The sequence below is a fragment of the Salinimicrobium sp. 3283s genome (genome assembly GCF_039602225.1).
In the GTDB taxonomy this organism is placed as follows: Bacteria; Bacteroidota; Bacteroidia; order Flavobacteriales; family Flavobacteriaceae; genus Salinimicrobium; species Salinimicrobium profundisediminis.
The window spans coordinates 597,754-622,878 of sequence record NZ_CP143631.1; the positions used below are offsets into that span (position 1 = coordinate 597,754).

26 protein-coding genes are annotated in these 25,125 nt (G+C 41.9%); 14 read left to right on the forward strand and 12 right to left on the reverse strand.

Annotation, left to right across the window (positions count from 1 at the left end):
* Positions 1–116: 116 nt before the first annotated feature.
* Positions 117–515: a BLUF domain-containing protein gene (locus tag VS868_RS02540; RefSeq protein ID WP_345599091.1), complete on the forward strand. Its 399-nt coding sequence runs from the start codon at positions 117–119 to the stop codon at positions 513–515.
* Between the two features lie 6 nt (positions 516–521).
* On the opposite strand, the gene VS868_RS02545 is transcribed toward VS868_RS02540, so the two are convergent.
* Positions 522–650, reverse strand: a complete 129-nt coding sequence (locus tag VS868_RS02545; protein WP_266070695.1) for a hypothetical protein — start codon at positions 648–650, stop codon at positions 522–524.
* A 121-nt stretch (positions 651–771) separates the two neighbouring features.
* Between VS868_RS02545 and rpe the strand changes: the two genes are divergently transcribed.
* The 3 genes from rpe to VS868_RS02560 all read left to right on the forward strand — a co-directional run bounded on the left by rpe (position 772) and on the right by VS868_RS02560 (position 3,853).
* The gene (gene rpe, locus VS868_RS02550; protein WP_266070694.1) at positions 772–1,434 is read left to right on the forward strand and encodes a ribulose-phosphate 3-epimerase; all 663 of its coding nucleotides are present in this window, start codon (positions 772–774) and stop codon (positions 1,432–1,434) included.
* A 10-nt stretch (positions 1,435–1,444) separates the two neighbouring features.
* Entirely contained in the window at positions 1,445–2,401 is a 957-nt protein-coding gene (locus VS868_RS02555) for a YpdA family putative bacillithiol disulfide reductase (RefSeq protein ID WP_266070716.1), read from the forward strand.
* Positions 2,402–2,785: 384 nt separating this feature from the next.
* Positions 2,786–3,853: a CNNM domain-containing protein gene (locus VS868_RS02560; RefSeq protein ID WP_345599092.1), complete on the forward strand. Its 1,068-nt coding sequence runs from the start codon at positions 2,786–2,788 to the stop codon at positions 3,851–3,853.
* A gap of 188 nt (positions 3,854–4,041) precedes the next feature.
* Here VS868_RS02560 and VS868_RS02565 read toward each other — a convergent pair whose 3' ends face one another.
* Both VS868_RS02565 and VS868_RS02570 read right to left on the reverse strand, forming a co-directional pair.
* The gene (locus tag VS868_RS02565) at positions 4,042–6,168 is read right to left on the reverse strand and encodes a Tex family protein (RefSeq protein WP_266070692.1); all 2,127 of its coding nucleotides are present in this window, start codon (positions 6,166–6,168) and stop codon (positions 4,042–4,044) included.
* A 112-nt stretch (positions 6,169–6,280) separates the two neighbouring features.
* Positions 6,281–6,643 (reverse strand): hypothetical protein, encoded by a 363-nt coding sequence (locus VS868_RS02570; RefSeq protein ID WP_266070691.1) that lies wholly within the window; start codon positions 6,641–6,643, stop codon positions 6,281–6,283.
* Positions 6,644–6,870: 227 nt separating this feature from the next.
* On the opposite strand from VS868_RS02570, the gene VS868_RS02575 reads away from it, so the two are divergent.
* On the forward strand, positions 6,871–8,424 hold the full coding sequence (locus tag VS868_RS02575) for a YdiU family protein (protein ID WP_266070690.1): 1,554 nt from the start codon (positions 6,871–6,873) through the stop codon (positions 8,422–8,424).
* Positions 8,425–9,061: 637 nt separating this feature from the next.
* Here the strand turns inward: VS868_RS02575 and VS868_RS02580 are convergent.
* Positions 9,062–10,372 carry an NAD(P)/FAD-dependent oxidoreductase gene (locus VS868_RS02580; protein WP_345599093.1) on the reverse strand — a complete coding sequence of 437 codons (1,311 nt, stop codon included), beginning with the start codon at positions 10,370–10,372 and terminating at the stop codon, positions 9,062–9,064.
* Between the two features lie 122 nt (positions 10,373–10,494).
* On the opposite strand from VS868_RS02580, the gene VS868_RS02585 reads away from it, so the two are divergent.
* Together VS868_RS02585 and VS868_RS02590 are read left to right on the forward strand one after the other, a co-directional pair.
* Positions 10,495–10,989 (forward strand): sigma-70 family RNA polymerase sigma factor, encoded by a 495-nt coding sequence (locus VS868_RS02585; RefSeq protein ID WP_266070688.1) that lies wholly within the window; start codon positions 10,495–10,497, stop codon positions 10,987–10,989.
* Positions 10,990–10,999: 10 nt separating this feature from the next.
* Positions 11,000–11,638 (forward strand): hypothetical protein, encoded by a 639-nt coding sequence (locus VS868_RS02590; protein ID WP_266070686.1) that lies wholly within the window; start codon positions 11,000–11,002, stop codon positions 11,636–11,638.
* A 254-nt stretch (positions 11,639–11,892) separates the two neighbouring features.
* On the opposite strand, the gene VS868_RS02595 is transcribed toward VS868_RS02590, so the two are convergent.
* Both VS868_RS02595 and VS868_RS02600 read right to left on the reverse strand, forming a co-directional pair.
* A complete protein-coding gene (locus tag VS868_RS02595; RefSeq protein WP_266070685.1) occupies positions 11,893–12,696 on the reverse strand; it encodes a lysophospholipid acyltransferase family protein in 804 nt (267 codons plus the stop codon).
* A gap of 47 nt (positions 12,697–12,743) precedes the next feature.
* Positions 12,744–13,385: a CoA pyrophosphatase gene (locus VS868_RS02600; protein ID WP_345599094.1), complete on the reverse strand. Its 642-nt coding sequence runs from the start codon at positions 13,383–13,385 to the stop codon at positions 12,744–12,746.
* Here VS868_RS02600 and VS868_RS02605 point away from each other — a divergent pair.
* On the forward strand, positions 13,384–14,130 hold the full coding sequence (locus VS868_RS02605; protein WP_266070683.1) for a peptidylprolyl isomerase: 747 nt from the start codon (positions 13,384–13,386) through the stop codon (positions 14,128–14,130). The genes VS868_RS02600 and VS868_RS02605 overlap by 2 nt on opposite strands.
* On the opposite strand, the gene VS868_RS02610 is transcribed toward VS868_RS02605, so the two are convergent.
* Positions 14,131–14,844 carry an RDD family protein gene (locus VS868_RS02610; protein WP_266070682.1) on the reverse strand — a complete coding sequence of 238 codons (714 nt, stop codon included), beginning with the start codon at positions 14,842–14,844 and terminating at the stop codon, positions 14,131–14,133. It abuts the gene before it with no gap.
* 33 nt (positions 14,845–14,877) lie between these two features.
* Between VS868_RS02610 and VS868_RS02615 the strand changes: the two genes are divergently transcribed.
* From VS868_RS02615 to VS868_RS02640, 6 genes are read left to right on the forward strand one after another with little or no spacing between them, the layout of a single operon-like run.
* On the forward strand, positions 14,878–15,858 hold the full coding sequence (locus VS868_RS02615; RefSeq protein ID WP_345599095.1) for a stage II sporulation protein M: 981 nt from the start codon (positions 14,878–14,880) through the stop codon (positions 15,856–15,858).
* Positions 15,833–16,696, forward strand: coding sequence for a hypothetical protein (locus tag VS868_RS02620; protein ID WP_266070680.1), 864 nt, complete (start codon positions 15,833–15,835; stop codon positions 16,694–16,696). The genes VS868_RS02615 and VS868_RS02620 overlap by 26 nt, the downstream gene beginning before the upstream one ends.
* Before the next feature lie 2 nt (positions 16,697–16,698).
* On the forward strand, positions 16,699–17,445 hold the full coding sequence (locus VS868_RS02625; protein ID WP_345599096.1) for a DUF4129 domain-containing protein: 747 nt from the start codon (positions 16,699–16,701) through the stop codon (positions 17,443–17,445).
* On the forward strand, positions 17,429–18,628 hold the full coding sequence (locus tag VS868_RS02630) for a DUF4350 domain-containing protein (protein WP_345599098.1): 1,200 nt from the start codon (positions 17,429–17,431) through the stop codon (positions 18,626–18,628). Before VS868_RS02625 ends, VS868_RS02630 begins: the two co-directional genes overlap by 17 nt.
* On the forward strand, positions 18,629–19,627 hold the full coding sequence (locus VS868_RS02635) for a MoxR family ATPase (RefSeq protein WP_345599099.1): 999 nt from the start codon (positions 18,629–18,631) through the stop codon (positions 19,625–19,627).
* 3 nt (positions 19,628–19,630) lie between these two features.
* Positions 19,631–20,959, forward strand: a complete 1,329-nt coding sequence (locus VS868_RS02640; protein ID WP_345599813.1) for a DUF58 domain-containing protein — start codon at positions 19,631–19,633, stop codon at positions 20,957–20,959.
* Positions 20,960–21,343: 384 nt separating this feature from the next.
* Here VS868_RS02640 and VS868_RS02645 read toward each other — a convergent pair whose 3' ends face one another.
* Genes VS868_RS02645 through VS868_RS02665 form a run of 5 tightly spaced genes read right to left on the reverse strand, consistent with a single transcriptional unit; the run spans position 21,344 to position 25,118 of the window.
* Complete coding sequence (locus VS868_RS02645; RefSeq protein ID WP_345599100.1) at positions 21,344–22,657, reverse strand: deoxyribodipyrimidine photo-lyase; 1,314 nt, start codon at positions 22,655–22,657, stop codon at positions 21,344–21,346.
* A complete protein-coding gene (locus VS868_RS02650; RefSeq protein ID WP_266070673.1) occupies positions 22,627–23,409 on the reverse strand; it encodes a tryptophan-rich sensory protein in 783 nt (260 codons plus the stop codon). Before VS868_RS02650 ends, VS868_RS02645 begins: the two co-directional genes overlap by 31 nt.
* Positions 23,406–24,128, reverse strand: a complete 723-nt coding sequence (locus tag VS868_RS02655; RefSeq protein ID WP_345599101.1) for a lycopene cyclase domain-containing protein — start codon at positions 24,126–24,128, stop codon at positions 23,406–23,408. Before VS868_RS02655 ends, VS868_RS02650 begins: the two co-directional genes overlap by 4 nt.
* Entirely contained in the window at positions 24,128–24,595 is a 468-nt protein-coding gene (locus tag VS868_RS02660; RefSeq protein ID WP_266070715.1) for a sterol desaturase family protein, read from the reverse strand. The genes VS868_RS02655 and VS868_RS02660 overlap by 1 nt, the downstream gene beginning before the upstream one ends.
* Positions 24,596–24,638: 43 nt before the next feature.
* Positions 24,639–25,118 carry a hypothetical protein gene (locus tag VS868_RS02665; protein WP_345599102.1) on the reverse strand — a complete coding sequence of 160 codons (480 nt, stop codon included), beginning with the start codon at positions 25,116–25,118 and terminating at the stop codon, positions 24,639–24,641.
* Positions 25,119–25,125: the final 7 nt, after the last annotated feature.

Below are 25,125 nucleotides of genomic sequence, written 5' to 3' on the forward strand. Positions count from 1 at the left end.
AAAAGTGTCAAATATGGCATTTTTGAAGGGAAATTTTCAAGCAAGAAGTTAAGCATCAACTACTTGTTTGGTTATCTTCTCATTTTTATTATTTTTGGCAGCCCAAAAATATACTCATGAATTATGCAATAAGCTACGTAAGCACCGTAGCTTCAGGAATTTCTGAAAATGAAATTGAGAACCTCCTTAAATTAACCAGCTCCAATAATAATCAGGTTAAGATCACCGGTATCTTATTATACTCTAATGGCAACTTCTTCCAGGTTTTAGAAGGGGAAAAAACAATGGTGGCAGACCTTTTTGAGAAGATACAACAAGATAAAAGGCATTATAACCTCATTCCTATTTTCAAAAAAGAAATTGAAGGTCAAAAATTTGATACTTATGAGAACTTGTTTTTAAGCCTGGATGCCGCTTACAACAGGGAAGAATTAGATTATTACAAATCTCATGTAGAAAAACTCGACCCCTCAATCCGAAATTCAGTAAACTATGTGCTGGAGAATTTTTCTTAGGAAATTCTACTGTTCCCAGCTAAAGTTGATCACTCCCGTAGCTATAAGAATAATGACAATGACCAGAAGGATCACAGCAATAAAACAGCCCATTTTACCATAATTCCTTTTTCCACTTCTTTCTTCTACTTCCATAAATGCTTTTTTAGGTTGTTAGTCACTTAAAGATACAAAAATCCTGATACAGCAATTCCCCTTCCCTCAGCTAAGCCTTTTAGTATAATTCTTGTTACTTTTGCAGCACAACAACACCAACATGAAAGACAGACTTATAGCTCCCTCCCTTCTGGCTGCCGATTTTGGAAACCTGCAGCGCGACATAGAAATGGTCAACAAGAGTGAAGCCGACTGGTTTCACATCGATATTATGGACGGAGTATTTGTTCCGAATATCTCTTATGGCATGCCCGTACTGGAAGCCATTAACAAACACGCAAAAAAGGTTATTGACGTGCACCTTATGATCGTTGATCCAGACAGGTACATCAAGGAATTTGCTGCGCTGGGAGCCAATAATCTTTCGGTGCATTACGAAGCCTGCACCCATCTGCACAGAACCTTACAGGCTATTAAAGCTGAAGGTATGAAAGCAGGTGTAGCACTTAATCCACACACGCCGGTACAACTATTGGAAGATGTGATTGGAGATATTGACTTGGTTTGTATGATGAGTGTAAACCCAGGTTTTGGCGGGCAAAGCTTTATTGAGAACACTTACAAAAAGATAAAGCAACTAAAAGAAATCATTGAACGTAACGGTGCTTCTACGCTCATTGAGATAGACGGTGGCGTCACAGATAAAAATGCAGCCCAACTCATTGAAGCCGGTGCAGATGTTTTAGTCGCTGGTAGTTTTGTTTTTAAAGCCGAAGATCCTACACGAACCATTAAAGAGCTAAAAGATCTTGTCAATAAATAAAGAGGAAAACATGTTTGATGTGATCATAGTTGGTGGAGGGCCTATTGGTATAGCCTGTGCCCTGGAGGCAAAAAAGAATGGTCTCTCCTATCTCATTTTAGAGAAGGGAACCCTGGTGAATTCCCTCTACAATTACCCGTCTAACATGACCTTCTTTTCAACTTCTGAAAAGCTTGAACTGGATGAAATCCCTTTTATTAGTACCAATCCAAAGCCCCACAAGCAGGAAGCTCTCGAGTACTACCGAAGAATTGTAACTTCAAACCATCTTAAAATTAACCTTTTTGAGAGGGTAGAAAAAATAGAAACTAAAGATAACCTGCATAAGATCACCACTTCTAAGGCAAGCTACCGCTCCAAAAATGTCATTATTGCGACAGGTTTTTACGACATTCCAAACTACCTGAATATTCCCGGGGAAGATCTCCCAAAAGTTGCGCATTATTACGGCGACCCTCACTTTTACGCCACTCAAAAGGCAATCGTGGTAGGCGCCAGTAATTCGGCTGTCGATGCCGCACTCGAGATCTACCGTAAAGGTGGAGATGTAACTATGGTGGTTAGAGGCCCTGCCATTGGGGAACGTGTAAAATACTGGGTCAAACCCGATATAGACAACCGCATCGATGAAGGCAGCATAAAAGCTGTTTTTAATGCTGAAATTAAAGAGATCAGAGAATCTGAAGTTGTTATCACTTCCAAAGATGGGGAACAGGTACTGGAAAATGACTGGGTACTCCTGCTCACCGGTTACCGTCCAAATTTCGAATTTTTAAAAAATATCGGGATCGATCTCTCCCAGGACGGTAAAAAAATTCCGCAGTACAATTCTGAAACCATGGAGTCTAACGTAAAAGGCATCTACCTCGCCGGAGTAATTTGTGGCGGCACCGAAACTCATAAGTGGTTTATAGAAAATTCGAGGGTTCACGCCAAAATGATCATGCAAAACATTGTAGGGAATTAGCAAACCTGGCAACGGCAGCTTTCATTTTTCGAGTTCTTCTTCATTTTTATGCTACCCATTCCCTTCCTGAAGAATTTTTATTCCGAATATGAAATTCTTCGTATCTTTGCACTCAGTTTAGTAGATTCTGAAAGAATAGCAGCAGGCACCTAAAATTTTTAAACCCCTGCTCCAAAACCCTGATGATCTTCAGAAGCTTACTGAAATTATTATCATATGGACCCTGACCCCGATAATTGCGATACGAGTTTTAAAGGACTTTCCCGTCTTTGCCCTTCTTCTTATTTCATTCTTTTTGACTTTAAATTTCCTGATTGTTCTCTTTTATCTTTAAAGAGTTCAGGTTATTCTGCATAATCACTTTATAATTTACCACTTATAGTTATGGGACTCCTATTGACTTACCTTTTTATTGCCCTTTTCACCTCTTTTATATGTTCTATTGCAGAGGCAGCATTGCTGTCTACTCCGGTCTCTTATGTAAAGGCCAAAATAGAAATGGGCAGTAGAACTGCCAAAAATTTCCTCTCATTAAAAGAAGATGTAGACCGGCCACTTTCGGCAATACTCTCACTCAACACGGTAGCGCACACCGTTGGTGCCGCCGGCGTGGGTGCCCAGGCCACAGTTGTATTCGGCGAAGCCTACTTTGGGATTGTTTCTGCTGTATTGACCATTCTTATCCTCATCTTGACCGAAATCATTCCTAAAACACTGGGTGCCAACTTCAGCAAAGAATTAATGGGTATTACCACTAAAGTAATCAGGCTCATGATAGTGATTACTTATCCTTTGGTGATCATGTCTCTCTTTCTTACCAGGTTTTTATCCCGAAAAGAAAAGGAACTAACCACCAGCCGTGAAGAAATTTCGGCTTTAGCTTCTATTGGAACCGAAGAAGGGATTTTTGCCGATAAAGAAAATAAGATCATTCAAAACCTTATCCGACTTAAAACCATACGGATTTCAGAGATCATGACACCCCGAATCGTAGTAGTACTGGCCAATGAAGAAATGACCCTGCAGGAATTTCTGGTCAACAAAGAATTTCTCCATTTCTCCCGAATCCCGGTTTACAGTGAGAGTAGAGAAAATGTCACCGGCTATGTCTTTAGGGAAATGGTTTTTGAAAAGCTGGCCGAAGACCAGTTCCACCTGAAACTTAAGGATATTAGAAGAAATATTTCAACTTTTACTGAAACCGACACACTTTTTAGGGTTTGGGAAGAATTGCTTCACAAAAAAGAACAGATCTCTCTTGTAGTTGATGAATACGGCGGTATTGATGGTATCGTTACTCTTGAAGATATTATTGAAACCTTACTTGGTTTTGAAATTGTGGACGAAAAAGACCGGGTAGAAGACATGCAGCAGTACGCGATGGAGCGTTGGAAAGCAAGGCAGAAAAAATACCAGCTCCTGCGACAGGATCCCAAAAAATCTACTGAATAAGGTGCCAAAAAGGGCAAAAAACCTGACTCTTTCTGCGGAAAATTCATTCCGGCTGCCATTCCAAGGCTATCTTAGAGATTTGGAATTTGACTGGAAATTGGTACTTTCCCAGTTCTACCTTTGTACTTCTAAAATCTAACCTTTTTTTCTTACTTCTAAAATCTACCTTCGATGAGTCCTAACTTCAATTAGTCGATCATCGACAGCTGGATACGTTTTCTCGCCTCATCTACCTCCATCACGGTTACCTGTACGTGTTGGTGCAACTTTACAACAGAATTTACGTCACTCACAAACTCGTTTTTTAGTTTGGAGATATGCACGAGTCCGCTTTCCTTGATCCCGATATCAACAAAACAACCAAAGTTGGTGATATTGTTGACAATTCCCGGTAGTTTTAATCCGGGTTTGAGGTCGCTAATGCTCTTCACGTTAGGATCAAATTCAAACACTTTTGCCGACTTCCGTGGATCTACTCCCGGTTTTTCCAGCTCGCGCAGAATGTCTTTAATAGTAGGCAAACCTACGGTGTCAAAAATGTAATTTTCAGGAGTAATTTCTGAAATGAGTTTTTTATTCCCAATTAGTTCTTCTATCTCAACTTTAAGATCTGCAGCCATTTTCTCTACTATGGAGTAACTTTCAGGATGCACGGCCGAATTATCGAGCGGATTTTTAGAGCCAGGCACCTTCAGGAACCCTGCTGCCTGTTCAAAAGCCCTTGCGCCAAGGCGTGGCACCTTCAGCAGGTCTTTTCGGGAAGAAAACTCGCCTTTTTCCCTTCGGTAAGTAATGATGTTTTCGGCCAAAGACGCGCCAATGCCCGAAACATAACTTAGCAACGGCGCACTTGCACTGTTCAGGTTCACACCTATAGCGTTTACACAACTCTCCACTACGCGATCAAGTTCATTTTTTAGCTTTGTTTGATCAACATCGTGCTGGTACTGCCCCACTCCGATAGATTTGGCATCGATCTTTACCAGCTCGGCCAAAGGATCGGCCAAACGACGGCCAATGGAGACGGCGCCACGCACGGTAACATCAAAATTCGGAAATTCGGCCCTCGCAATTTTCGAAGCCGAATACACCGAAGCGCCGGCCTCGTTCACTACAAAAACCTGCACATCCCGGTCAAACCGGATATTTTTAATAAAAAATTCGGTTTCGCGCGAAGCCGTACCATTCCCAATCGCTATGGCTTCAATGTTATAAGCATTGACCAGGGATTTTACCTTTTTTGAAGCCAGGGCAGTTTCTCTTTGCGGTGCATGCGGAAAAATAGTTTCATTGTGTTGCAAATCACCCTTCTCATCAAGGCACACCAGCTTACAACCCGATTTAAAACCGGGATCAAGCGCCAGTATCCGTTTGCTGCCCAAAGGCGGTGCCAGCAGCAACTGCCTTAGATTATCGGCAAAGACCTTTATGGCTTCAGTATCAGCTTTCTCTTTTGCAGCCGATAAAGCTTCGTTTGAAAGTGCCGGAAAAAGCAACCTCTTCAGGGCATCATCAATGGCTTCTTCTATATATTGGGTACAGGAATTTCGCTGGGGTTTCAGAATAAATCCTGATACAATCCTGTAAGACTCCTCATGCTCCACCTCCAATTTCACCCGTACAAAACCTTCCTTTTCTGCCCTAAGAATGGCCAATAGCCGGTGAGAAGGAATATGATTCAGCTTTTCTTCCCATTCAAAATAATTCTGAAACTTTTGCGCATCTTCCTCTTCAGATTTCTTTTTGATCACTTTGGAAGAAATCATGGCTTTCTGCTGAAAAAGCTTCCGAAGCCGGTTCCGAACTCCCTGGTGTTCATTGATCCATTCAGCAATAATATCTTTAGCGCCCTGCAAAGCGGCTGCAACATCAACAACATCTTTAGTGACAAATTTCCTGGCTGAAGTTGCTATGTCTCCCGAATTTTGGGCCATTAGGATCTTAGCCAAAGGTTCAAGTCCCAGTTCACGGGCAGTATCAGCCCTTGTTTTGCGCTTTTTCTTAAAAGGCAGGTAAAGATCTTCAAGCTCTACCAAATTTCCTGAAGCTTTGATCTTCGACTCCAGTTGCGGAGTGAGAAGCTCCTGCTCGGCGATAGATTTTAAAACCGCTTTTTTCCTTTTTTCCAGTTCCTCATATTCCTCTTTAAATTGCAGGATCTCTGCAACCTGCACCTCATCTAAATTACCCGTCATTTCTTTTCGGTAACGGGAAATAAAAGGAATAGTAGCATCTTCTTGTAAAAGTTGAAGCGTGTTTTCAACGCTTTTCTTCGGAAGACCTGTACGGGTTAAAACAAAACTGACTGGATTCATTGCGGCTAAATGTAGTGGAAAATGGCAAAGATAAAAGCCTTGAGAGTCTTTCCATAAAAAAAGCCTCCCGAAAATTAATTCCGGAAGGCTTTATTTTAGACCCTTTAGGCTGTTATACCAGCACTACATCTTCAACTTTTGAAGAGGAGCCGTATCCGGCCAAAATTCTTCCGTAGAATTTAAGGTCGGCATCACTATTTTTAAAGCTCTTTCGAAGACTTGCCACAGCTTTTGCAAGCGGGATCTTGTGAACTTTAATTTCAGGATAAGGTGAATTTTCTTCTTCATTTTCCACGCCTACTTCAATGCTGTTCGTCTTTTTGTCATAGCAAACAAAAGCAGCCTGGTAGTTGTGTTTAATAAGTTCTTCAAGAGAAGCAGGAAGTTTATCGCATTCCCTGCACTCTTCAATCTGGTGCGGCAATAGGTTGAGCACCTGATTCTGAATTTCGTTTTTACTTTGATATGAGATCATTTTCCTTCAATTTTTTTCTAAAAATAATCCAGATCAGGCTGTCCAAAATACTTTTTAATTTAGGTTTAACTTAATTTCTTGTCATTGCCTAAGCTGCTGTTAATTTTCTAAAGAAAATTCTTACTCTTGAATTTCAGCGGCTATATTTTGTAAGTGAATAATTCTCTGCGGAAGCATCTTCTTTCAAACCTGCTTAAAAGTTTTGTATTTTGGAAAAAAATTGCACCATGACTGCTATAGCAGAAAAAAAATTCCGGAATGATTTCACGCAGCAGTTTGAAGGAGATGAAAGTGGTGACCGCACTCCCCGCCAAACCCCGGGGAAATTATACAGCAAGGCAATCCCAACCCCGGTTGCTGCGCCTAAATTATTGGCCTGGTCAAAGAATCTGGCTGAAGAATTGGGAATAGCGGATCCTTCTACGGAAGATGTGCAAATACTGGCCGGTAATAAAATTACTGCCTCCATGAACCCTTATGCAGCCTGTTATGCAGGGCATCAATTTGGAAACTGGGCAGGGCAACTGGGCGATGGCCGTGCGATTACCCTGGGGGAATGGGGTGTCAAAAATGGCATTTTTGAGCTGCAATTAAAAGGTGCGGGGCCAACTGCTTATTCGAGACATGCCGATGGGCGGGCGGTTTTGCGATCTTCGGTTAGAGAGTATTTGATGAGTGAAGCTATGCACCACCTGGGAGTTCCCACCACCCGGGCTCTGGCTTTAGTGGAGACCGGAGACAAAGTGCTGCGCGATATGTTCTATAATGGAAATCCCGAATACGAACCCGGTGCTATTGTATCTCGCGTAGCCCCCTCCTTCTTACGCTTCGGAAACTTTGAACTACTGGCTGCCCAGGGCGATAAAGAAAAAATGAAACAGCTAATAGACTGGACCATTGACCGATATTTTCCGCATCTTACGGAAGAAGATCGCATCCTCACCTGGTTCCAGGAAGTAGTCGATAAAACGGCATTTTTGATGACCGAGTGGCAACGGGTGGGATTTGTACATGGGGTGATGAATACTGATAATATGTCTATACTGGGGCTAACCATTGATTACGGGCCGTTCTCTTTTCTTGACCACTATGATCACAACTTTACACCCAACACCACCGACCTTCCGGGCCGCCGTTACGCCTTTGGGAACCAGCCTTCAATTGGTTACTGGAACCTTGGCAGGCTCGCCAATGCCATTTCTTTACTTTTTGATGACACCGAAGGTCTTGAAAATGCGCTCGACTCCTACGAAAAGATCTTTTGGGATTACTATTATGAAATGATGGCAAAAAAGTTAGGCTTTCAACCCCCCGGAAAAGAGGAAAAGAAAATCATCGCGAGATTTGAAGCAGTACTTTCCAGTATTCAGCCAGATATGACCCTCTTCTATCGGCTTTTAGCTGAAATACCTTCTGAAACCGTACCTGAGACCCTGCTGAACCACTTTGCACCTTCATTGTACAGAGATCTCCAGCCCAAAGAACAGGACGAGTTGGTTGCTTTATTGACAGACTACTCAAAAATGACAAAAAATGACGGGCTTTCGGAAGAAGCCAGGAAGAACCTGATGAACCAAACCAATCCCCGCATCATCCTTAGAAATTACCTACTTCATGAAGCCATAGAGGAACTGGAACGGGGAGAGAATAAATTATTTGTAAGGCTACAGGAAGCGATGAAGCAGCCTTACGCAACAGATGGCTTTGAGGATTTTGTAAAGAAAAGACCGGAATGGGCAGAGACTAAAGCCGGCTGCTCCATGCTCTCATGCAGCTCATAGCCTCAAAATTTTAACTAATTTGTTAATATATTAAAATCACATTTGTAGGTTTTATTCTCAAATTCAGATATTTAACAGGACAAAAGTTGGTTAAAGCACAAAAAAATCCTAATTTTATAGGAAATCTTTAAGACGATTTTATAGTATTAACCTAATAAATGATTCACCATGAGTGCTCAAAGAAGAAAATCTGAAGATAAAGAGAAGGCGACTACATTCGAGGTATGGTCTGATCATTGCGCTGTGGCTGCTTTTTTCATATTCCTCGTCTTATTGATATTCATCTCCTGAAATAAGTCATTTACATTCTAAACATTTGAGTGGAAGCGTTCTACAAATACGTTTTTATACAGGATTGCTACCTGAGGTATTTTATATGCCATTCTCCCTCGAAAATTTAATCAACTTCACTTTTTGATGTACAAATAAGAGGCTTCAAAAATGCCATTTTTGAAAAGTTTTCTGCCATTTTTGCCATCTTTCAGGATATCAAATTAATTCAGTAGAAAGAAAATTTTCACTGTAATTTCCTCAAAACTTCAGAAAGCATTTGTTTAAGCTTTTGAACATTTCAGCAGAAGAATTTCCGCAGAAGAATTTCCGAAGAAGAAGACTTTCCAGAGTATAAAACAAAGTATCACACCTTTTTCTGGTCTACTTCCAGGTTTTCCCTGTTGCTTTTGAAAGGTCTTATGATCAATCTTGCTGCTTTATCAAAGTTCACGTAATTATAGACCCAGTTGAAGAAAGTAATGAGTCGGTTTCTAAAACCTACAAGAAAATACAGATGGATAAACATCCAGATGAACCATGCAAAGAAGCCGCCAAACTTGAGTTTGCCCAGGTCAACCACGGCTTTGTTCCTTCCAACCGTGGCCATGGTACCTTTGTCGTTGTAAACAAAGGGTTCCATTTTTTCCCCTTTTAGGATGCGCTTAAGGTTCCTGGCCAGGTGTTTTCCCTGCTGTATTGCGGGCTGGGCTACCATAGGATGCCCTTTTGGATAATCTTCATTGCTCATCAAAGCAATGTCTCCAATCGCAAATATGTTCTCATAACCTTTCACCTGGTTAAAGACGTCTACCTCATAACGATCGGCCCTATCAACCAGTGCCGATGCGTTCAAACCTTCTACCGGTGCGCCCGAAACGCCTGCTGCCCATATAAAAGTGGAAGTGTTAAACGTGAGGTCTTCTTTATTTGTAGTCACTTTTTGACCATCGTACTCCTGTACCATCACATTGAGGTGGATTTCTACCCCGAGATCTTTAAGGAATTTTTCGGCTTTTTTGGAAGCTTCGGGACTCATTGGCGGCAAAACCCTGTCTAGCCCCTCAATAAGATGGATTTTCATTTCGGAAGGATCGAGATCCCGGAAATCTCTGGGCACTATGTGATTGCGCACTTCGGCAATAGCGCCGCAAAGCTCCACTCCGGTGGGGCCGGCACCGGCAATCACAAAGTTGAGCAAAGCCTTCCGTTTTACGGGATCTGATGTGATTACTGCCTGCTCAAGATTTTCAAGGATTAAACTGCGAATATTAAGTGCCTGCGGAATGGTCTTCATCCACATGGCATTTTTCTGAATGCTCTCATTTCCGAAGAAATTAGTGCGCGAACCTGTGGCCAGTACAAGATAATCGTAAGCCAGCTCGCCAATGGAGGTTACAATTTTATTTTCTTCAGGAACAATACGCTGAACTTCGGTGAGCCTGAAATAACCATCTGTACTGTGGCGGGTGATCTTACGTAAAGGATAAGCTATAGAATCGGGTTCGAGGCCCGAGGTGGAAACCTGGTACAACAAAGGCTGAAAGGTGTGATAGTTGTGACGGTCCAGCAAAACCACCTGCAATTTCTCCTTTAAAAGGTGCTTTGCAATTGAAATTCCTGCAAAACCACCACCTACAATGACCACACGAGGGTATTCAGAAATGGGAATATTCATCTTATATAAGCCTTTCTTTCAAAGTTAGAGCTTTCCGCAGAATAAAAAGAAGATTAATAAATTTTAAGGGAATTGTAACAAGATCGCTACTTTCACTACTAATTAAGAACCTAAACAATCTTGTGAAGAAAGAACTGGAACATGAATTTGTAAGTCATCTTGAAAAGCACCAGAACATAGTGCACAAGATTTGCCGCATGTATACCAATGACCAGGAATCTCACAATGATCTTTTTCAGGAAATTACCATTCAACTTTGGAACGCCTACCCAAAATTTAGAGGTGATTCAAAATTTAGCACCTGGATGTACAGGGTAGCTCTTAACACGGCTATCACCCTCTATAGAAAATCGAAAAAACAACTGCGCACCCAGAATTATGACGAGGTAAGTTTTAAAATAAAGGCAGATGTTTATGATGATGAGGTTGAAAAACAACTACAATTAATGTATAAAGCGGTAAAAGAACTAAATGATATCGACAAGGCTTTGGTCTTTTTATACCTGGAAGACCAGTCTTACCGGGAGATTTCTGAAATGCTGGGGATATCTGAAGTCAATGCACGCGTGAAGATGAACAGGATCAAAAAGACCCTAAGAAATATTTTAAATCCGTAGTACCTACCACATGGATGAACTAGAATTTTTAAAACAAAACTGGAAAAAGCAGGAAGAGAATCTTCCAAAGCTTTCTTATAATGAGATCTACAAAATGATCTGGAAGAAATCCTCTTCCATCGTTAAATGGATCTTTGTAATTAGTATTGTAGAGCTGCTTCTTTCTTCTTTGTTCACCATTTTTATGGCCGATGCCGATTACTGGGAGCAAATGGAGCAACTACACCTTAAAAAGATCCAGATTGGAATGTATGTGATTAGCTACCTCATCACCTTCTATTTTATCTATTGCTTCTACCGCAATTACAGGAGAATTTCTTCTACAGACGATGCTGCAACGCTCATGAAGAATATTCTTAGAACCCGAAAAACTGTAAAGACCTATATCGCATACATCCTTATTTCAACCGGATTATATTCTGTAATTATTACCTACTATACCATCCAAAACCACCAGCTGGTACAGGAGGTGACCGATTCTTCCAAATATACTTTTGATGTTGTAGACTGGATTAAATTTGCCGTAGCCGGTTGCATTATACTCGGTGTATTCCTCCTCGCTCTATGGCTGTTTTACAGGTTGATCTACGGAATACTTTTGGGCAGGCTCAAGAGAAATTACAAAGAGTTGAAAAGGCTGGAAATGTAAATATGGTGGTTTCTTACGTAGAACTACTTCGGAAGTTACTCGTCGCGGATTACAAATCCGCGCCATCAGGATCATTTTAAATCTGAACACTGAGCACTCTTTTAAAAAAGCTCGTCGCGGATTGCAAATCCGCGCCATTCAAAAACTGCTAACTGACCACTGAATACTGAATCAATTCTTAGAAAAACGCGTCGCGGATTGCAAATCCGCGCCATTCAAATCTGAACACTGAGCACTGAATACTGAACACTCTTTTAATACTCCCACTGTCGGGTTTTGTTCAGGGCCTCCATCGCTTCCAGTTCTTCCTGCGGAATTACCTTCAGGAAAGACGGATGTTGTTCAATAGCATATTCCAGTTTTTCTACAATTTCCTCAATGGTTTCGTTATCATAATCAATCACCAGTGGTTCCTTGATCTGAAAACTCTGTAAAATGCCTTTTTTACGAACCCTTAATCCTTTTTTGTCAAAAGAACGCCTGAAACCATCAATAACAATAGGAATAACAACCGGTTTATATTGTTTTATGATATGGGCTGTACCTTTTCTAATGGGTTTAAAAGGCTTTGTGGTTCCCTGCGGAAAGGTGATCACCCATCCATCTTCTAAAGCTGTTCCGATATTTTTATGATCGTTGGGATTTACTTCCCGCTGTACTTCTTTCCCTTTTTCGCGCCAGGTCCTTTCTACCGAAACTGCCCCGGCGTAAGCCATTATTCGGGTGAGGAGGCCTGAATTCATGGTTTCCTTGGCCGCAACGTAATAAATATTGAGCTTTGGTTGCCATATATAACCCACGTTCTTGATAGAATCTACCCTCCCGCTTAATGCAGCATTAAATACGTGAAACATTGCAGTGACATCGGCAAAATAAGTTTGGTGATTTGAAACAAAGAGTACATTATTATCGGGCAGGTTTTTGATTATTTCAGATCCTTCGATCCTGAGTTCATTGAAACCTCTGTATCGCCTGTGTGAGAGCACTCCGAAGATGCGGATGAGCCATTTTTTCAAGTAAAGATAGTGCCCAAAAGGATTCTTTTTCAACATCCCCATTTATTCCCTGAGATTTTTACGAAACAACAAAGATACTTAATTAAAACTTACAGCAGCTGCCTGAGGATCTCTTTCATCTCACTCAACATCATTGCGGTAGCACCCCACACTACATGCCCGTTAAGAAGAAATGCAGGCACCTCAATATTTGTGGCGTATGAAGTAGAGAGGGTCTCTTTAATTAAACAGGATTCACTCATAAATTCCTCAAGCTTAATCTCCAGTACAGCTTCTACTTCATCCTCCTGTGGTATGAGCACCGGAGTCTTCTTCATAACTCCCATAAATGGATGTACCCAAAAATTACTTGGCGGGATATAAAGCCTGGTCATCTCCCTTACTATTTCAACCTCGTGTTGTGGAATTCCTACTTCTTCTTCTGTTTCACGAAGGGCTGTGTGCGCAAGGTTACGATCCTCAATTTCCACCCTGCCTCCCGGAAATCCTACCTGGTTGGAATGTACTCCCTTATAGGTTTTTCTAAGGATCAAAACAAATTTTGTTTCTCCCTGTGGCCCCGGATAAAACACCGATAATACCGCCGCCTGCTTCGGGTTTTGCTTATCAATATTCAGATTTTCCAGTTCTTTCATCCGCAGCATTGGCGCCAATTTGAAGTGCGCGTCATCGCCCGGAAGATTAATTTTCCTTAAATTCGGACTTAGATTAAGAAAATCCTGAAAATTCATGAGATCTAATTTTTTGCTGATATTAATTTTGGCCACTGCCGTTTTTGCAAGTTGTGAAGATAAACAATCTTCTACAAAAAATGAGGTGGAAACCATGTTAGAGGAACCCGTACAACCCGATTCTGCCCGTGTAGATAACACCAAGGTAGATGAAGTTGTAGAAGCTGAAGTAGAAAAGAAAGAAAAAAGGAAAGGGCCACTACTCGTGCAGGAAGAATTGATCCCTTTCCTGATGGAGTACGGGAAAAAACACGATGAGAATAGGGTGCGGATCAAAACCCGCTTTGGAAATATTGATGTCGAATTGTTCCGGGATACTCCTCTTCATCGCGCAAACTTTCTTTATATGGTAAACCAGGATTATTATGACGGCACTTTTTTCCATCGTGTTGACGAAGGATTTGTTATTCAGGGAGGAAATTCAGATAACCCCGATACCAATATTAAGCGCCACCGGATTGGAGACTTCTTAATTCCGAGCGAATTCGATGCCGGGCATAGGCATGTGCGAGGCGCTCTTGCAGCTGCAAAATATGCCGAGCAAAATGTAAGTAAAGCATCTTCCCCTTACGAATTTTACATAGTTCAGGATCATGATGGCTCCCCACACCTCAACAATGATCATACGGTATTTGGACGTGTGATCTCGGGTATGGACGTGGTTGACGAGATCAACAAAGTCCCTACAGACGATAGTGAGTGGCCCCTGCGCAACATCCACATTGAAATGGAAATCCTTGATTAATTACTGCCTCGTGTAATAACTGTAATCTTTAAGCACAGTCTTAAGGAACTGTACCGGTTTATCTTCGGGAGTAACCCCAAGTAAATCTGAAACCCTGTTAGAAAGTTTAGCAATAACCCTGTAATTGGAGCTGGCAAGGGATGATCTGTAAATCTCTTTGATCTCCTGCACATCACGATCGGAAAGCATAGTGACCTGCGGGTAAACCGGCCGGTAATCATCAGGAACATTTACCAGCAGGGTATTATCCAGCCCGGTGCGTACCCTTTCAGAAATAACAGTGGTACCAGCGGCAAGATCTCCAAGGCGCTGCCCTTTTCCGTTTAACAGGATAGTAACCACTGCCACGCTCCCACTGGTGATGGTAATATCTACAATTCTCAATAACCAGCGCACCATATAATTGGAAAACGCAGGTTTTGAACCGTCAAGTTTCACTACTCTTAACTGTAAAGCTGCCTTACCCGGGGATTGCCCATTCCACAAACTCTCCCATAGCAAAAAATACAGCAGCAGGGGTAGCAGCACCACACTCATAAAGAGCCATTCCTGCCCCTGATTGCCATCCAGCCCTCCCATAAGCATGGTTACTATAATGACGTAAGCCAGCATCATAAGGCCATCAATAAGATATGCGAGAATACGCTCTCCTACCCCCGCAACATTTTGCGTAATACTTATATTTTGAGCTGTTTCAATTTGAAAATTATCCATTTAATATGTTTCTTTGAGACAAAATAGCAAAGAATGCGCGAGGCCGCTTTTGTGAAGCAAAATAAGGATAAATGGCAAAGATTTGAAAGGGCCCTGCAAAATAATGCTCTTTTGCCTCCCGGCGAACTCTCCTCGCTCTACCTTGAGGTGACAGATCATCTAAGTTACGCACAGACTTTTTATCCCGGCAGCAATACGCTGCACTATGTCAACGGCCTGGCTTCAAGGGCTCATCAAAAGATCTACAGGAATAAGAAAGAACCTAAAAACCGGTTTGTAACTTTCTTTACTGAAGAATTCCCCCGTGAGTTCTACCAATACCAAAAGCAGTTACTACTGGCTTTCCTGGTGTTTGTACTTTTTGTCGCAGCAGGAAGTTTCTCTGCAGCAAGTGACGGTGCATTTGTACGTTCTATTTTGGGAGACGCATACGTCAACATGACTCTTGATAATATCGCTAATGACGACCCCATGGCCGTATACAAAAAAATGGGGGAAATGGAAATGTTCCTGGGGATCACCATCAACAATGTGAGAGTGGCTTTGATGGCTTTTGTCTTCGGGATTTTCGCAGGCTTGGGAACCCTGTTCATCATCATGCAAAATGCCATTATGCTGGGCTCCTTCCAGTATTTTTTCTATGAAAAAGGCCTGCTATGGGAATCGGTAAGAACCATCTGGATCCACGGGACCATAGAGATCTCTGTGATCATAGTTGCTGCCTGCGCTGGTCTGGTTGTAGGGAAAGGAATTCTTTTTCCCGGCACCTACTCCCGCCTTACTTCGTTTATTAACGGAATAAAAGCCGGACTCAAGATCGTGATTAGCACCGTTCCCTTCTTTATCCTCGCCGGATTTCTTGAAGGCTTTGTGACCCGACATACAGAAATGCCCGACTGGCTGGCGATATTAATTATTTCCGGCTCCCTTGCCCTTATCCTGTTTTACTACGTTTTTTATCCAATCATATTACACCGAAAACTACCTGATGAACCAACCAATTCAATTCCGTAAACAGCGCGAGCTGGGAGATATTATTACTGATACCTTCAAATTTATACGCCAGAATTTCAAGCCACTTTTCAAAGCCATATTCAAGATCACAGGACCTGTTTTTGTCATTCTCATCCTGGCGATAGGTTATTATTCTTACCTGGGAATGGACCTGTTCTCTAATCCATTTTTGAATGATAGTTCAGAGGTGAATATTGAAATGTTCATCATTGCAATATTTGTTCTTTTCTCCTCAATGGTGGCATTTTACATACTACTTTATAATACCGTACTTCATTTCATAAAAAGTTATATTGAAAATTCGGGAGTCGTAGACTATTCTGAAGTTGTTAGAGGTGTAAAGAATGACTTCGCGAAGATGCTGGGTCTTATTATACTGGTAGCGATCATCACCTTTTTCGCCTTCTTTTTATGTGTGCTCCCGGCAATTTATGTTTGGGTTCCATTATCCCTTGCGCCGGCAATGCTCATTTTTGCCCGCACCTCAGTAATAGATTCCATTAGTTATTCCTTCAGCCTTATTAAAGACAACTGGTGGAATACATTTGCCACACTTTTTGTGATCACCCTGCTCATTTACATCATAAGCCTTATTTTTCAGTTCCCGCTTATGGTCTATATGTTCATCAAAGCCATGACCATGTCGGAGGAGGGCAGTATTGCAAATCCTGCCGATCTTGTGGACTGGGTGTATGTGTTCTTTAATGTTCTTTCTTCAGTCTTTCAATACCTGCTTGCGGTTATTGGGGTGGTAGCTTCAGCTTTTATTTATTACCATCTTGATGAGAAGAAGAACGCCACAGGTACTTACGAACGTATCTCAAACCTGGGGTCTTAAAAATGGCAAAATTCTTCCTCATTTTTTTCTTCGGATTTAGTCTTTCGGTATTTGCCGGTGAGCTTGTAATGCCGATTCAAACTGCGGAAGAAGAGCTGGTGCCTTTAGATTTTTCCGAAGAAACCATTGAGAAATTCCAACAAGACCCAGATTATGATTATTCTGAAGTAACGGCCGAAGATAACTGGTGGACAAAATTCAAGCGTTATTTAAGCCTGCAATGGCAACGGTTCCTGGATTGGATCTTTGGAGATTATGAAGCTCCATTCCTGCTCGCTTTTTTCCTGAAGATCCTGCCTTATCTTTTGCTTGGTTTACTGCTGGCTCTTGTGCTCTACCTCTTTACAAAATTAGCTCCCGGAAATAACATTTTTGGAACCCCATCTGGCGGAGAGGTTCATTTTAGTGAAGAAGAAAAGATCATTAAGACCCGAGACATCAGGAAATTAATAGATAAAGCCGTAGCAGCCGAAAATTACCGGCTTGCCATACGCTATCATTTCCTTTACATCCTTCAGCAGTTATCCAGAAAGGAATTAGTGAGCTACGATGCGGCAAAAACCGATGAAGAATATGTACTGGAAATCCAGGATACACAACTTCAGAATAGATTTAGAAGATTGAACCGGATCTACGATTTTGTGTGGTATGGAGATTTTGCCACCACGGCTACAGATTATCAAAAGATAAAAAAGGAATTTGTTACAACCGAAGAAATAATACAACCACAGCATGAGCAAAGCCTATAAGATCTCTCTCGCCCTGCTCGTTTTGCTGCTGGTGTTTCTCACCTGGCTGGAAGCGAATGAACCGCAGGAAATTAACTGGAGCCCCAGTTATGCTGCCTTAGATAAGATTCCGCTGGGCACAAAAGTGCTTTTTGAAAACCTCAAACAGCAGGATCTTGACCTGCAGGAAGTCAATATTCCTCCCTATGAATTTCTGAACGACTCCACCATCACCGGAACCTACTTTTTCCTGAACAACAGCCTTGGATTTGATGAACCAGAATTAAAAAGAATACTTACCTGGGTTGCCAGAGGAAATACCGCATTTTTCATCGCCGAAAATTTTAGCCAGAATCTTCTTGACACTTTAAACCTGAATATGGAAACCCTGGTACCCAAAAAGGGCATTTCTTCAAAACCTTTTTTGAATCTTAAAGATCCGGCTCTTGAGAATAATCGGCCTTTTCTCTTTGATAAAGAAACTTATCAGGATGTTTTTATCATACCCGATTCCTTACCTAAAGATGTGCTGGGAGTAACGCAGCTTCAGCAAGATTCAGCTAAAATAACTGCTCCAAAAATCAACTTTTTGAGGGATACTTTAGGGAAAGGAATGGTTTATTTACATTCCACACCAAAAGCCTTCAGCAATTACTTCCTGCTACAGGATAATAATGCGGCCTACGCTGAAAAAGTTTTGGCTTATCTTCCCACACAACAACCTGTATTTTGGGACCACTACTACAAGACCGGCAAATCTTTTTACACCTCTCCCCTGTTTGTGATCCTGAACAGTAAACCACTGCGCTGGGCCTACTATTTTGTGATTATAGGCAGCCTGCTGTTCATCATTTTTGAAGGGAAGCGCAAACAGCGAAGTATACCTGTCATTAAACCGCTGCAAAATCAAACGCTCGACTTTACCCGGACCATCGCCGGATTGTACCTTGACCGCGCGGACTATAAAAGTATAGCATCAAAAAAGATTGCCCTATTTTTGGAATACGTGCGCTCTCAATATCGCGTTGCTACTAACGAAGTAAACCAGGGTTTCTACGATCGCGTAGCGGCAATGAGCGAAAATAACACCAAAGAAGTAGAAAGATTATGGGAATTTATGGAGAGACTTGAGAAAAAAAACTCGGTATCCAAAGAAGAATTGCTGGAGTTAAACAAGGCCATTTCGGCTTTTAAAAAGAAGTAAATGGAAAACGAAGAAATAAAGAACGACGAGATCACTTTTGAAAACCGTATTCCGCTTGAGGAATTAAAGTCGGCCGTAGAAAGCTTGAAAAAGCAGTTATCGGGAATCATCATTGGGCAGGAAAGGTTTATTGAACTTCTTATCGTGGCCCTGCTTGCCGATGGTCATGTACTCATAGAAGGTGTCCCCGGTGTAGCGAAAACCATCACTGCCAAATTGTTTGCCAAAACCCTTAAAACCGGATTCAGCAGAATACAGTTCACGCCCGATCTTATGCCGAGTGACGTGCTGGGAACTTCGGTACTTAATTCCAGGACTTCGGACTTTGAATTTAAACCGGGTCCGGTGTTTTCAAACATTGTTCTCATTGATGAAATTAATCGCGCTCCGGCAAAGACCCAGGCGGCACTTTTTGAGGTCATGGAAGAGCGACAGATCACCATAGACGGCAAACAGCACAGCATGCCACCGCCATTCATGGTGATTGCCACTCAAAACCCCATTGAACAGGAAGGAACTTATGCCCTTCCCGAAGCGCAACTGGACAGGTTCCTTTTTAAGATCAATGTAAATTATCCTTCAATGGAGGAAGAGATTGAGATTTTGCAGTCACATCACGAGCGGCAGGGAGTTTTACCCCAGGAAAAAATTGAAGCCGTTCTCGATCCTGAAAAACTACAGGTGCTGCGCACGCAAATCCAGGGGATAAGGATAGAAAAGAAGTTACTTGGTTACATTGCTGAAATTATTAGTAAGACTCGGAATCACCCGCACCTTTACCTTGGGGCTTCACCACGGGCTTCCATTGCAGTTATGAATGCGTCTAAGGCAGTAGCGGCTGTAGATGGAAGGGATTTCGTCATCCCCGAAGATATTAAGAAGGTACTGGAGCCGGTGCTTGGCCATCGCATCATTTTGTCTCCCGAACGTGAAATGGAAGGCAGCACCACGGCCGGTGTTATTGATATGATCACTCATTCTGTAGAAATCCCGAGATAATTGGTGCATTTTTTCAAGTCACTATATCTCCATCAACGGTTCTTTGTGATCGTTTTCACCCTGGCGGCAGGTTTCCTGTTTTCCTATTGGATCCCGTGGCTTTATCCGGTTTTATGGATCCTGACTGTCCTATTCCTACTCATTGTCCTGGCCGATATTGTTGTCTTGTACAAAAGCCCCGGGATCACTGCTGAAAGGATCCTTCCCGATAAATTTTCCAACAGCGATGAAAATTCAGTGGAAGTTTTGCTTCGGAATCTGTACAGTTTTAAAACCCAGGTAGAAGTTATTGACGAAATCCCCGTACAGTTCCAAAAAAGGGATTTTTCATACCTCACCAAATTACCTTCAGGGATATCAACCTCTTTCAACTATTCCCTGCGACCGGTGGAGCGGGGAGAATATTTCTTCGGAAGTTTAAATGTCTTTGCCTCCACTCCGCTGAAACTGGTCAAACGCCGGAAGAAGTTTGGAAAAGAACAAATGGTGAAAGTCTACCCTTCTTTCATTCAGATGAAAAAATATGATTTCCTGGCTATAGATCGCAAGATCTCACAACCCGGATTGAAGAAAATAAGGAAGATTGGGCATACCATGGAGTTTGAGCAGATCAAGGACTATGTGGCGGGAGACGATGTGCGCAGCATAAACTGGAAAGCCACTGCAAAACAGGGAGGGCTTATGGTGAACCAGTACCAGGATGAACGGTCGCAGCCTGTGTATTCTGTGATAGATACAGGCCGTACCATGAAAATGCCTTTTAATCATCTTAAGTTACTCGATTATGCAATTAACAGCGCCCTCGCATTTTCAAATATTGCTCTAAACAAGAAAGACAAAGCCGGTTTGATCACATTTTCCAGCAAAATGGAAAAGATACTCCCTGCAAGTTCCAAAAAAGCCCATTTGAACCTGCTGTTGGAATCCCTCTACAATGTTAACACACAGTACCGGGATTCAGACTTTGGACTTTTGTACACCCATTTAAACCGAAGACTTGCACAGAGAAGTCTACTCCTGCTATACACAAATTTTGAACATCTAAGCGCCTTGCACCGGCAAATGCCCTACCTGTTGGCTCTATCAAAAAAGCACCTGCTTGTGGTCATCTTTTTCGAAAATACCGAACTGGAAAATTTCATCTCTTCCCCTGCTAAAAAAGTGCCGGATATTTTCAATCAAACCATTGCTGAACAGTTTAGCTACGACAAACGATTGATGGCAAAGGAGCTTCAAAAACACGGAATCCAAACCATTCTCACAAGACCAGAAGATCTAACCATGAACACTATCAATAAATATCTGGAGATCAAGAAAAGGGGAATCTTATAGGTTTTTCGGGAGGTAAGAAGGAAGAGGTAAGAATTGAGATTTTTGGTTTTCATAGAAAAAGAATGTCTTCATCATATGTAATCCGATCGCCAATCATATCCTGTACCTACGGCACAAAGAGTTTCCATGTCGTTTCTTTACCCACAGTTCGTCCCTACGGGACGTCAAATTCATTAAAATGTTTTTCCGCTATCCACATTGTGCTCCATGAGACCAAATTATTACCAATTTTTTGTCCCGTTAGGGACAGCATATCGGTAGAATTAAGGAAAAAAACAAAGCGTGCCTTTAGGTACGGGATAGTTTTCATGCGGCTTTTTTCACCTACAGCTCGTCCCAACGGGACGTGAAATAAACATTTGGAACACCACTCCACTGTCTTATCTAATTAAGAGCCTTCTTATAGGTTTCCAGCGCTCTTGCCCTGGCAAATTTGTGGTCAACAATCGGTTCCAGGTAACCGGCTCTAAAATCTTTGATCCAGGTTTTCACGTATTCGAGTTTAGGATCAAATTTCTTGAGTTGTGATTCGGGGTTAAATATTCGGAAATAAGGAGCAGCATCACAACCGGTACCAGCAGCCCACTGCCAGTTCCCATTATTAGAAGCCAGTTCGTAATCCAGAAGTTTTTCAGCAAAATAAGCCTCCCCCCAGCGCCAGTCTATCAACAAGTGCTTACATAGGAAACCTGCAACCACCATACGGACCCGATTATGCATCCACCCGGTTTCATTTAATTGACGCATGCCGGCATCTACAAGAGGATAGCCTGTTTCTCCCCTGCACCATAATTCAAATTCCGTTTCATTGTTTCGCCACTGAATGCGGTCGTACTTTCTTCGGAAGTTATGATGCTCTACATGAGGAAAATGATAAAGGATCATCATGAAGAATTCCCGCCAGATGAGTTCGTTAAGCCAGGGTTCATTTTGCTGTAGCGCCTGTTTGACAAGGTGACGAACACTTATAGTCCCAAACCTTAAATGAGCTCCGGCCTTGCTGGTACCATCAATGTAAGGCAGGTCCCGATTCTTGTGGTAGTACTTTATTAATTCTTTAGAAAGATCTGCTTCGGCAACTTCAGGATCTATAGTCTCAAATCCAATTTCAGCTAAAGAAACGATTGGTTTATTTGGCCTTTTTAGCAGGTTAGACAAAAAATCTTCCGAAGCAAAATCTGGAACAGCTTTTTGGTACAGCTGTTCTTTCCATTTTTTTGAATAGGGCGTAAAAACGGTATAAGGAGTGCCATCGGGTTTAAGGACATCATCCTTCTCAAATATTACCTGATCTTTATAGCTATGGAATTCAACCCCGTGAGCTAATAAAAATTCAGAAACTTCTTTATCTCTTGTGCGGGCGTAAGGCTCGTAGTCATGGTTGATGAATACTTCCTGAACAGGGTACTTAAAAATGAGCTTTTCAAATGCCTTTTTTGGCAGGTCATGAAGTACAAGCAAGGAAGCCCCGAAATGAGATAATTTAGCATTTATCTTCTCCAGCTGGCGATAAATAAAATTAACCCGCCGGTCTTTTTTGTTTGAAAGCGTATTGAGAATGGCAGGATCAAAAATAAAGATAACCTGCACAGGGCGGCCACTGTTGAGAGCGTGGTAGAGTGCAGTATTGTCAAAGAGCCGCAAATCTCGTCGCAGCCAGCAAATCGCTATGCCTTCTTCTCCTTCATTTTTTGCCATGGTGAGTATTTTCTATTCTTATATCCGTGGATGTTACTGCTGATAAAAAGTACGACGGCGGCAGCAATAGCTGTATAAAAAATAAGATTTTCATCCCCTTTATTTGCAATTCCCACAGCGACCAGCCCCCAAACACCAACCAGCGCAAATTCTCTCATATTGCGTATCCAGGTAATTAAGAGATTTATAATTGTAGCAACAGCAATCATAATCAAGGTCCATAATACTTCAGAAATTCCGAAGCCATTCCAGCCAATGTCGGTAAGATATGCAGCAGTATTTGCTATTAATGCTACGGTGATCCATCCTGAATAGAGCGAAAAAGGCCACCAAACAAAAGCGATCTCAGATACCGGCTTGTCGTCTAGCTCCATCCTGGTTTTGAAAACAATGATTAAAAGAGAAATAAGCAGTAGCGACATTACCAGTACCGAAAGTGCCGTGAGATGGTTTAGCCACGCAAATATCCAGCTCATGTTAAGGAGGCAGGTGATCACAAACCACCAGCCGATTGTGGCTGCTATTTTCCTGCCGCGCGAAGAGACGATTTGATAGGTTACAAAGCCTGCCAGCCCTAAATAGATCAAGCCCCAGATGGAAAAAGCATATCCTGCCGGTGTGAAAAGATTCTCATATTCGGCAGAAACAGATCCCATGGTTTCACCGTTGATAGCCCCGGTGTTAGACAGGTAGTTTAAGGCTACCATGAGGAGAAATGCAATAATATTTGCTATCTGGATGGTCTTTTTCATAATAATGTGGTTTTTAAATTGGAGGCTGCAACGGCTTTTTTGCGATTTAAAAGATATCTGTAGATAAGAAGGTTCATCAGGATCAATTCGGCACCATAAAAAGCATCTTCTATAGGAATGGTCCCAACGCGAAAATTCATAAATTCTTCAGCATTGTACCACACAACCGGTTCTTCAATCCAGCTTCCGGTAAGCACCCCATTGACGAGAAAAAAGGGGATTAACAGCACTCCATAGATCATATAGAACCTTGTTAACCATGAAATTTTCAAAATAAACTGCGCGTATAAAAGCAGCAAAGCGAAACTGATAAAGGTAGTTGCCGTGTATACTCTTTGGAAGTAAATAATTCCAAAAATGAATAAAAATGCCACCAGGCAAAGCGTGATGATTTTTTGCATTTTTGGGCCTCCCAATTTGTCGAGGAAGAGATCCAGGCAGTGAAATGTAAAGACGCAGGCATAAGGGATGCAGAAAAAGAAAAGTACCTCTTCTACAGGAAGGTTTCCTACTTTAATACCTGTAAGGTAACGTTCATTAAAGCCCCAAACGCCCATTTGGGTAAATAACATGTCCCATAGCACGAAGGCTAGTCCCGTAAGAAAAACCGCCGGAAAGAAGGCCCCCCAGGTCTTATGAAACTTCAGTTTAGGATGAAAGGAAAACAGGAACGGAACAATTATCGTAAAAAAGTTAACCAGCAGGTAAGTGTATTGCATCAGGCAGTTTTTCTTTGTTCCCTAAAATATTTCATTGGCACCCACAGCATTCCGAAGCATTCCCCATCCTCTTTACCTATGTGTTTATGATGCATTTTATGGGCCCGACGAATGGCTTTAAAATAGGGATTGTCTGCCTTGCGCAACACTTTAAATCGCTGATGGATAAAGATGTCATGAACAAAAAAGTACGCCATCCCGTAAAGTGTAATTCCCAGTCCTATCCAGAAAAGGAAATTATAACCGGCTTCCATACCCAGGTAAAGGCACACAATGCCGGGAACCGCAAAAATGAGGAAAAAGAAATCGTTGTGTTCAAAGAAACCCTTTGACTCTTTTTTGTGGTGGTCTTTGTGTAAAGTCCATAGCAGCCCGTGCATGATGTATTTATGGGTAAACCACGCAACACCTTCCATAGCAAGAAAAGAGGCAAGGACTATAAGAAAATTTATTGCAATTGTTTCCATCATATTTTTTTTTAGTAGTTCCAATTTACTGAATTTCAACCGGCTAATCCAATTTTTCTTTTTCTGAAGTTGTAAGACCTTTTGAAGTTTTGAGGTACTTCAGGATCATGTTTTGAAGTACAGGATCTTTAATATTTCCCACCCCATTGAGCAACAAGCGCTTGTCTTCATCCAGGTTATCTCTATACCCCAAAAAACCCGGAGCTTCGGCCTGTACGGCAAACCTCAGGAAGCGCAGTTCAAGATTATTTTTATCGGCTGCAATTGCGGTGCCCAGAATGTCTTTCCCTTTATTAAAGTGCGACATCTTTTTAAACGGATTGCCTACATGCTTGGCCATCATCATATGTCCCGCTGCTTTATACCCCATCATCACAGGATTTGTAAAAGTATTTGCTTCTGAAATTTTCAAAAGACTCTCAGCTGCCTCCTCATTTTCTACAGCACGGTCATACAACATTCTTGCTTCTGAAAGATTCATATCCTGAGCGAACATTCCACCAGTCATCAGCAGAAAAATCATGATAATA

Excerpts from the sequence above, each read along its gene's own strand:
- VS868_RS02575 (WP_266070690.1), top strand. The coding sequence starts at position 6,871 with ATGACTGCTATAGCAGAAAAAAAATTCCGGAATGATTTCACGCAGCAG.
- VS868_RS02555 (WP_266070716.1), top strand. The coding sequence starts at position 1,445 with ATGTTTGATGTGATCATAGTTGGTGGAGGGCCTATTGGTATAGCCTGT.
- VS868_RS02665 (WP_345599102.1), bottom strand. The coding sequence starts at position 25,118 with ATGATTTTTCTGCTGATGACTGGTGGAATGTTCGCTCAGGATATGAAT.
- VS868_RS02590 (WP_266070686.1), top strand. The coding sequence starts at position 11,000 with ATGGATGAACTAGAATTTTTAAAACAAAACTGGAAAAAGCAGGAAGAG.
- VS868_RS02565 (WP_266070692.1), bottom strand. The coding sequence starts at position 6,168 with ATGAATCCAGTCAGTTTTGTTTTAACCCGTACAGGTCTTCCGAAGAAA.
- VS868_RS02615 (WP_345599095.1), top strand. The coding sequence starts at position 14,878 with ATGCGCGAGGCCGCTTTTGTGAAGCAAAATAAGGATAAATGGCAAAGA.
- VS868_RS02660 (WP_266070715.1), bottom strand. The coding sequence starts at position 24,595 with ATGGAAACAATTGCAATAAATTTTCTTATAGTCCTTGCCTCTTTTCTT.
- VS868_RS02600 (WP_345599094.1), bottom strand. The coding sequence starts at position 13,385 with ATGAATTTTCAGGATTTTCTTAATCTAAGTCCGAATTTAAGGAAAATT.
- VS868_RS02560 (WP_345599092.1), top strand. The coding sequence starts at position 2,786 with ATGGGACTCCTATTGACTTACCTTTTTATTGCCCTTTTCACCTCTTTT.
- VS868_RS02540 (WP_345599091.1), top strand. The coding sequence starts at position 117 with ATGAATTATGCAATAAGCTACGTAAGCACCGTAGCTTCAGGAATTTCT.
- VS868_RS02570 (WP_266070691.1), bottom strand. The coding sequence starts at position 6,643 with ATGATCTCATATCAAAGTAAAAACGAAATTCAGAATCAGGTGCTCAAC.
- VS868_RS02625 (WP_345599096.1), top strand. The coding sequence starts at position 16,699 with ATGGCAAAATTCTTCCTCATTTTTTTCTTCGGATTTAGTCTTTCGGTA.
- VS868_RS02645 (WP_345599100.1), bottom strand. The coding sequence starts at position 22,657 with ATGGCAAAAAATGAAGGAGAAGAAGGCATAGCGATTTGCTGGCTGCGA.
- VS868_RS02610 (WP_266070682.1), bottom strand. The coding sequence starts at position 14,844 with ATGGATAATTTTCAAATTGAAACAGCTCAAAATATAAGTATTACGCAA.
- VS868_RS02650 (WP_266070673.1), bottom strand. The coding sequence starts at position 23,409 with ATGAAAAAGACCATCCAGATAGCAAATATTATTGCATTTCTCCTCATG.
- VS868_RS02630 (WP_345599098.1), top strand. The coding sequence starts at position 17,429 with ATGAGCAAAGCCTATAAGATCTCTCTCGCCCTGCTCGTTTTGCTGCTG.
- VS868_RS02595 (WP_266070685.1), bottom strand. The coding sequence starts at position 12,696 with ATGGGGATGTTGAAAAAGAATCCTTTTGGGCACTATCTTTACTTGAAA.
- VS868_RS02620 (WP_266070680.1), top strand. The coding sequence starts at position 15,833 with ATGAACCAACCAATTCAATTCCGTAAACAGCGCGAGCTGGGAGATATT.
- VS868_RS02605 (WP_266070683.1), top strand. The coding sequence starts at position 13,384 with ATGAGATCTAATTTTTTGCTGATATTAATTTTGGCCACTGCCGTTTTT.
- VS868_RS02545 (WP_266070695.1), bottom strand. The coding sequence starts at position 650 with ATGGAAGTAGAAGAAAGAAGTGGAAAAAGGAATTATGGTAAAATGGGC.
- VS868_RS02655 (WP_345599101.1), bottom strand. The coding sequence starts at position 24,128 with ATGCAATACACTTACCTGCTGGTTAACTTTTTTACGATAATTGTTCCG.
- VS868_RS02580 (WP_345599093.1), bottom strand. The coding sequence starts at position 10,372 with ATGAATATTCCCATTTCTGAATACCCTCGTGTGGTCATTGTAGGTGGT.
- rpe (WP_266070694.1), top strand. The coding sequence starts at position 772 with ATGAAAGACAGACTTATAGCTCCCTCCCTTCTGGCTGCCGATTTTGGA.
- VS868_RS02635 (WP_345599099.1), top strand. The coding sequence starts at position 18,629 with ATGGAAAACGAAGAAATAAAGAACGACGAGATCACTTTTGAAAACCGT.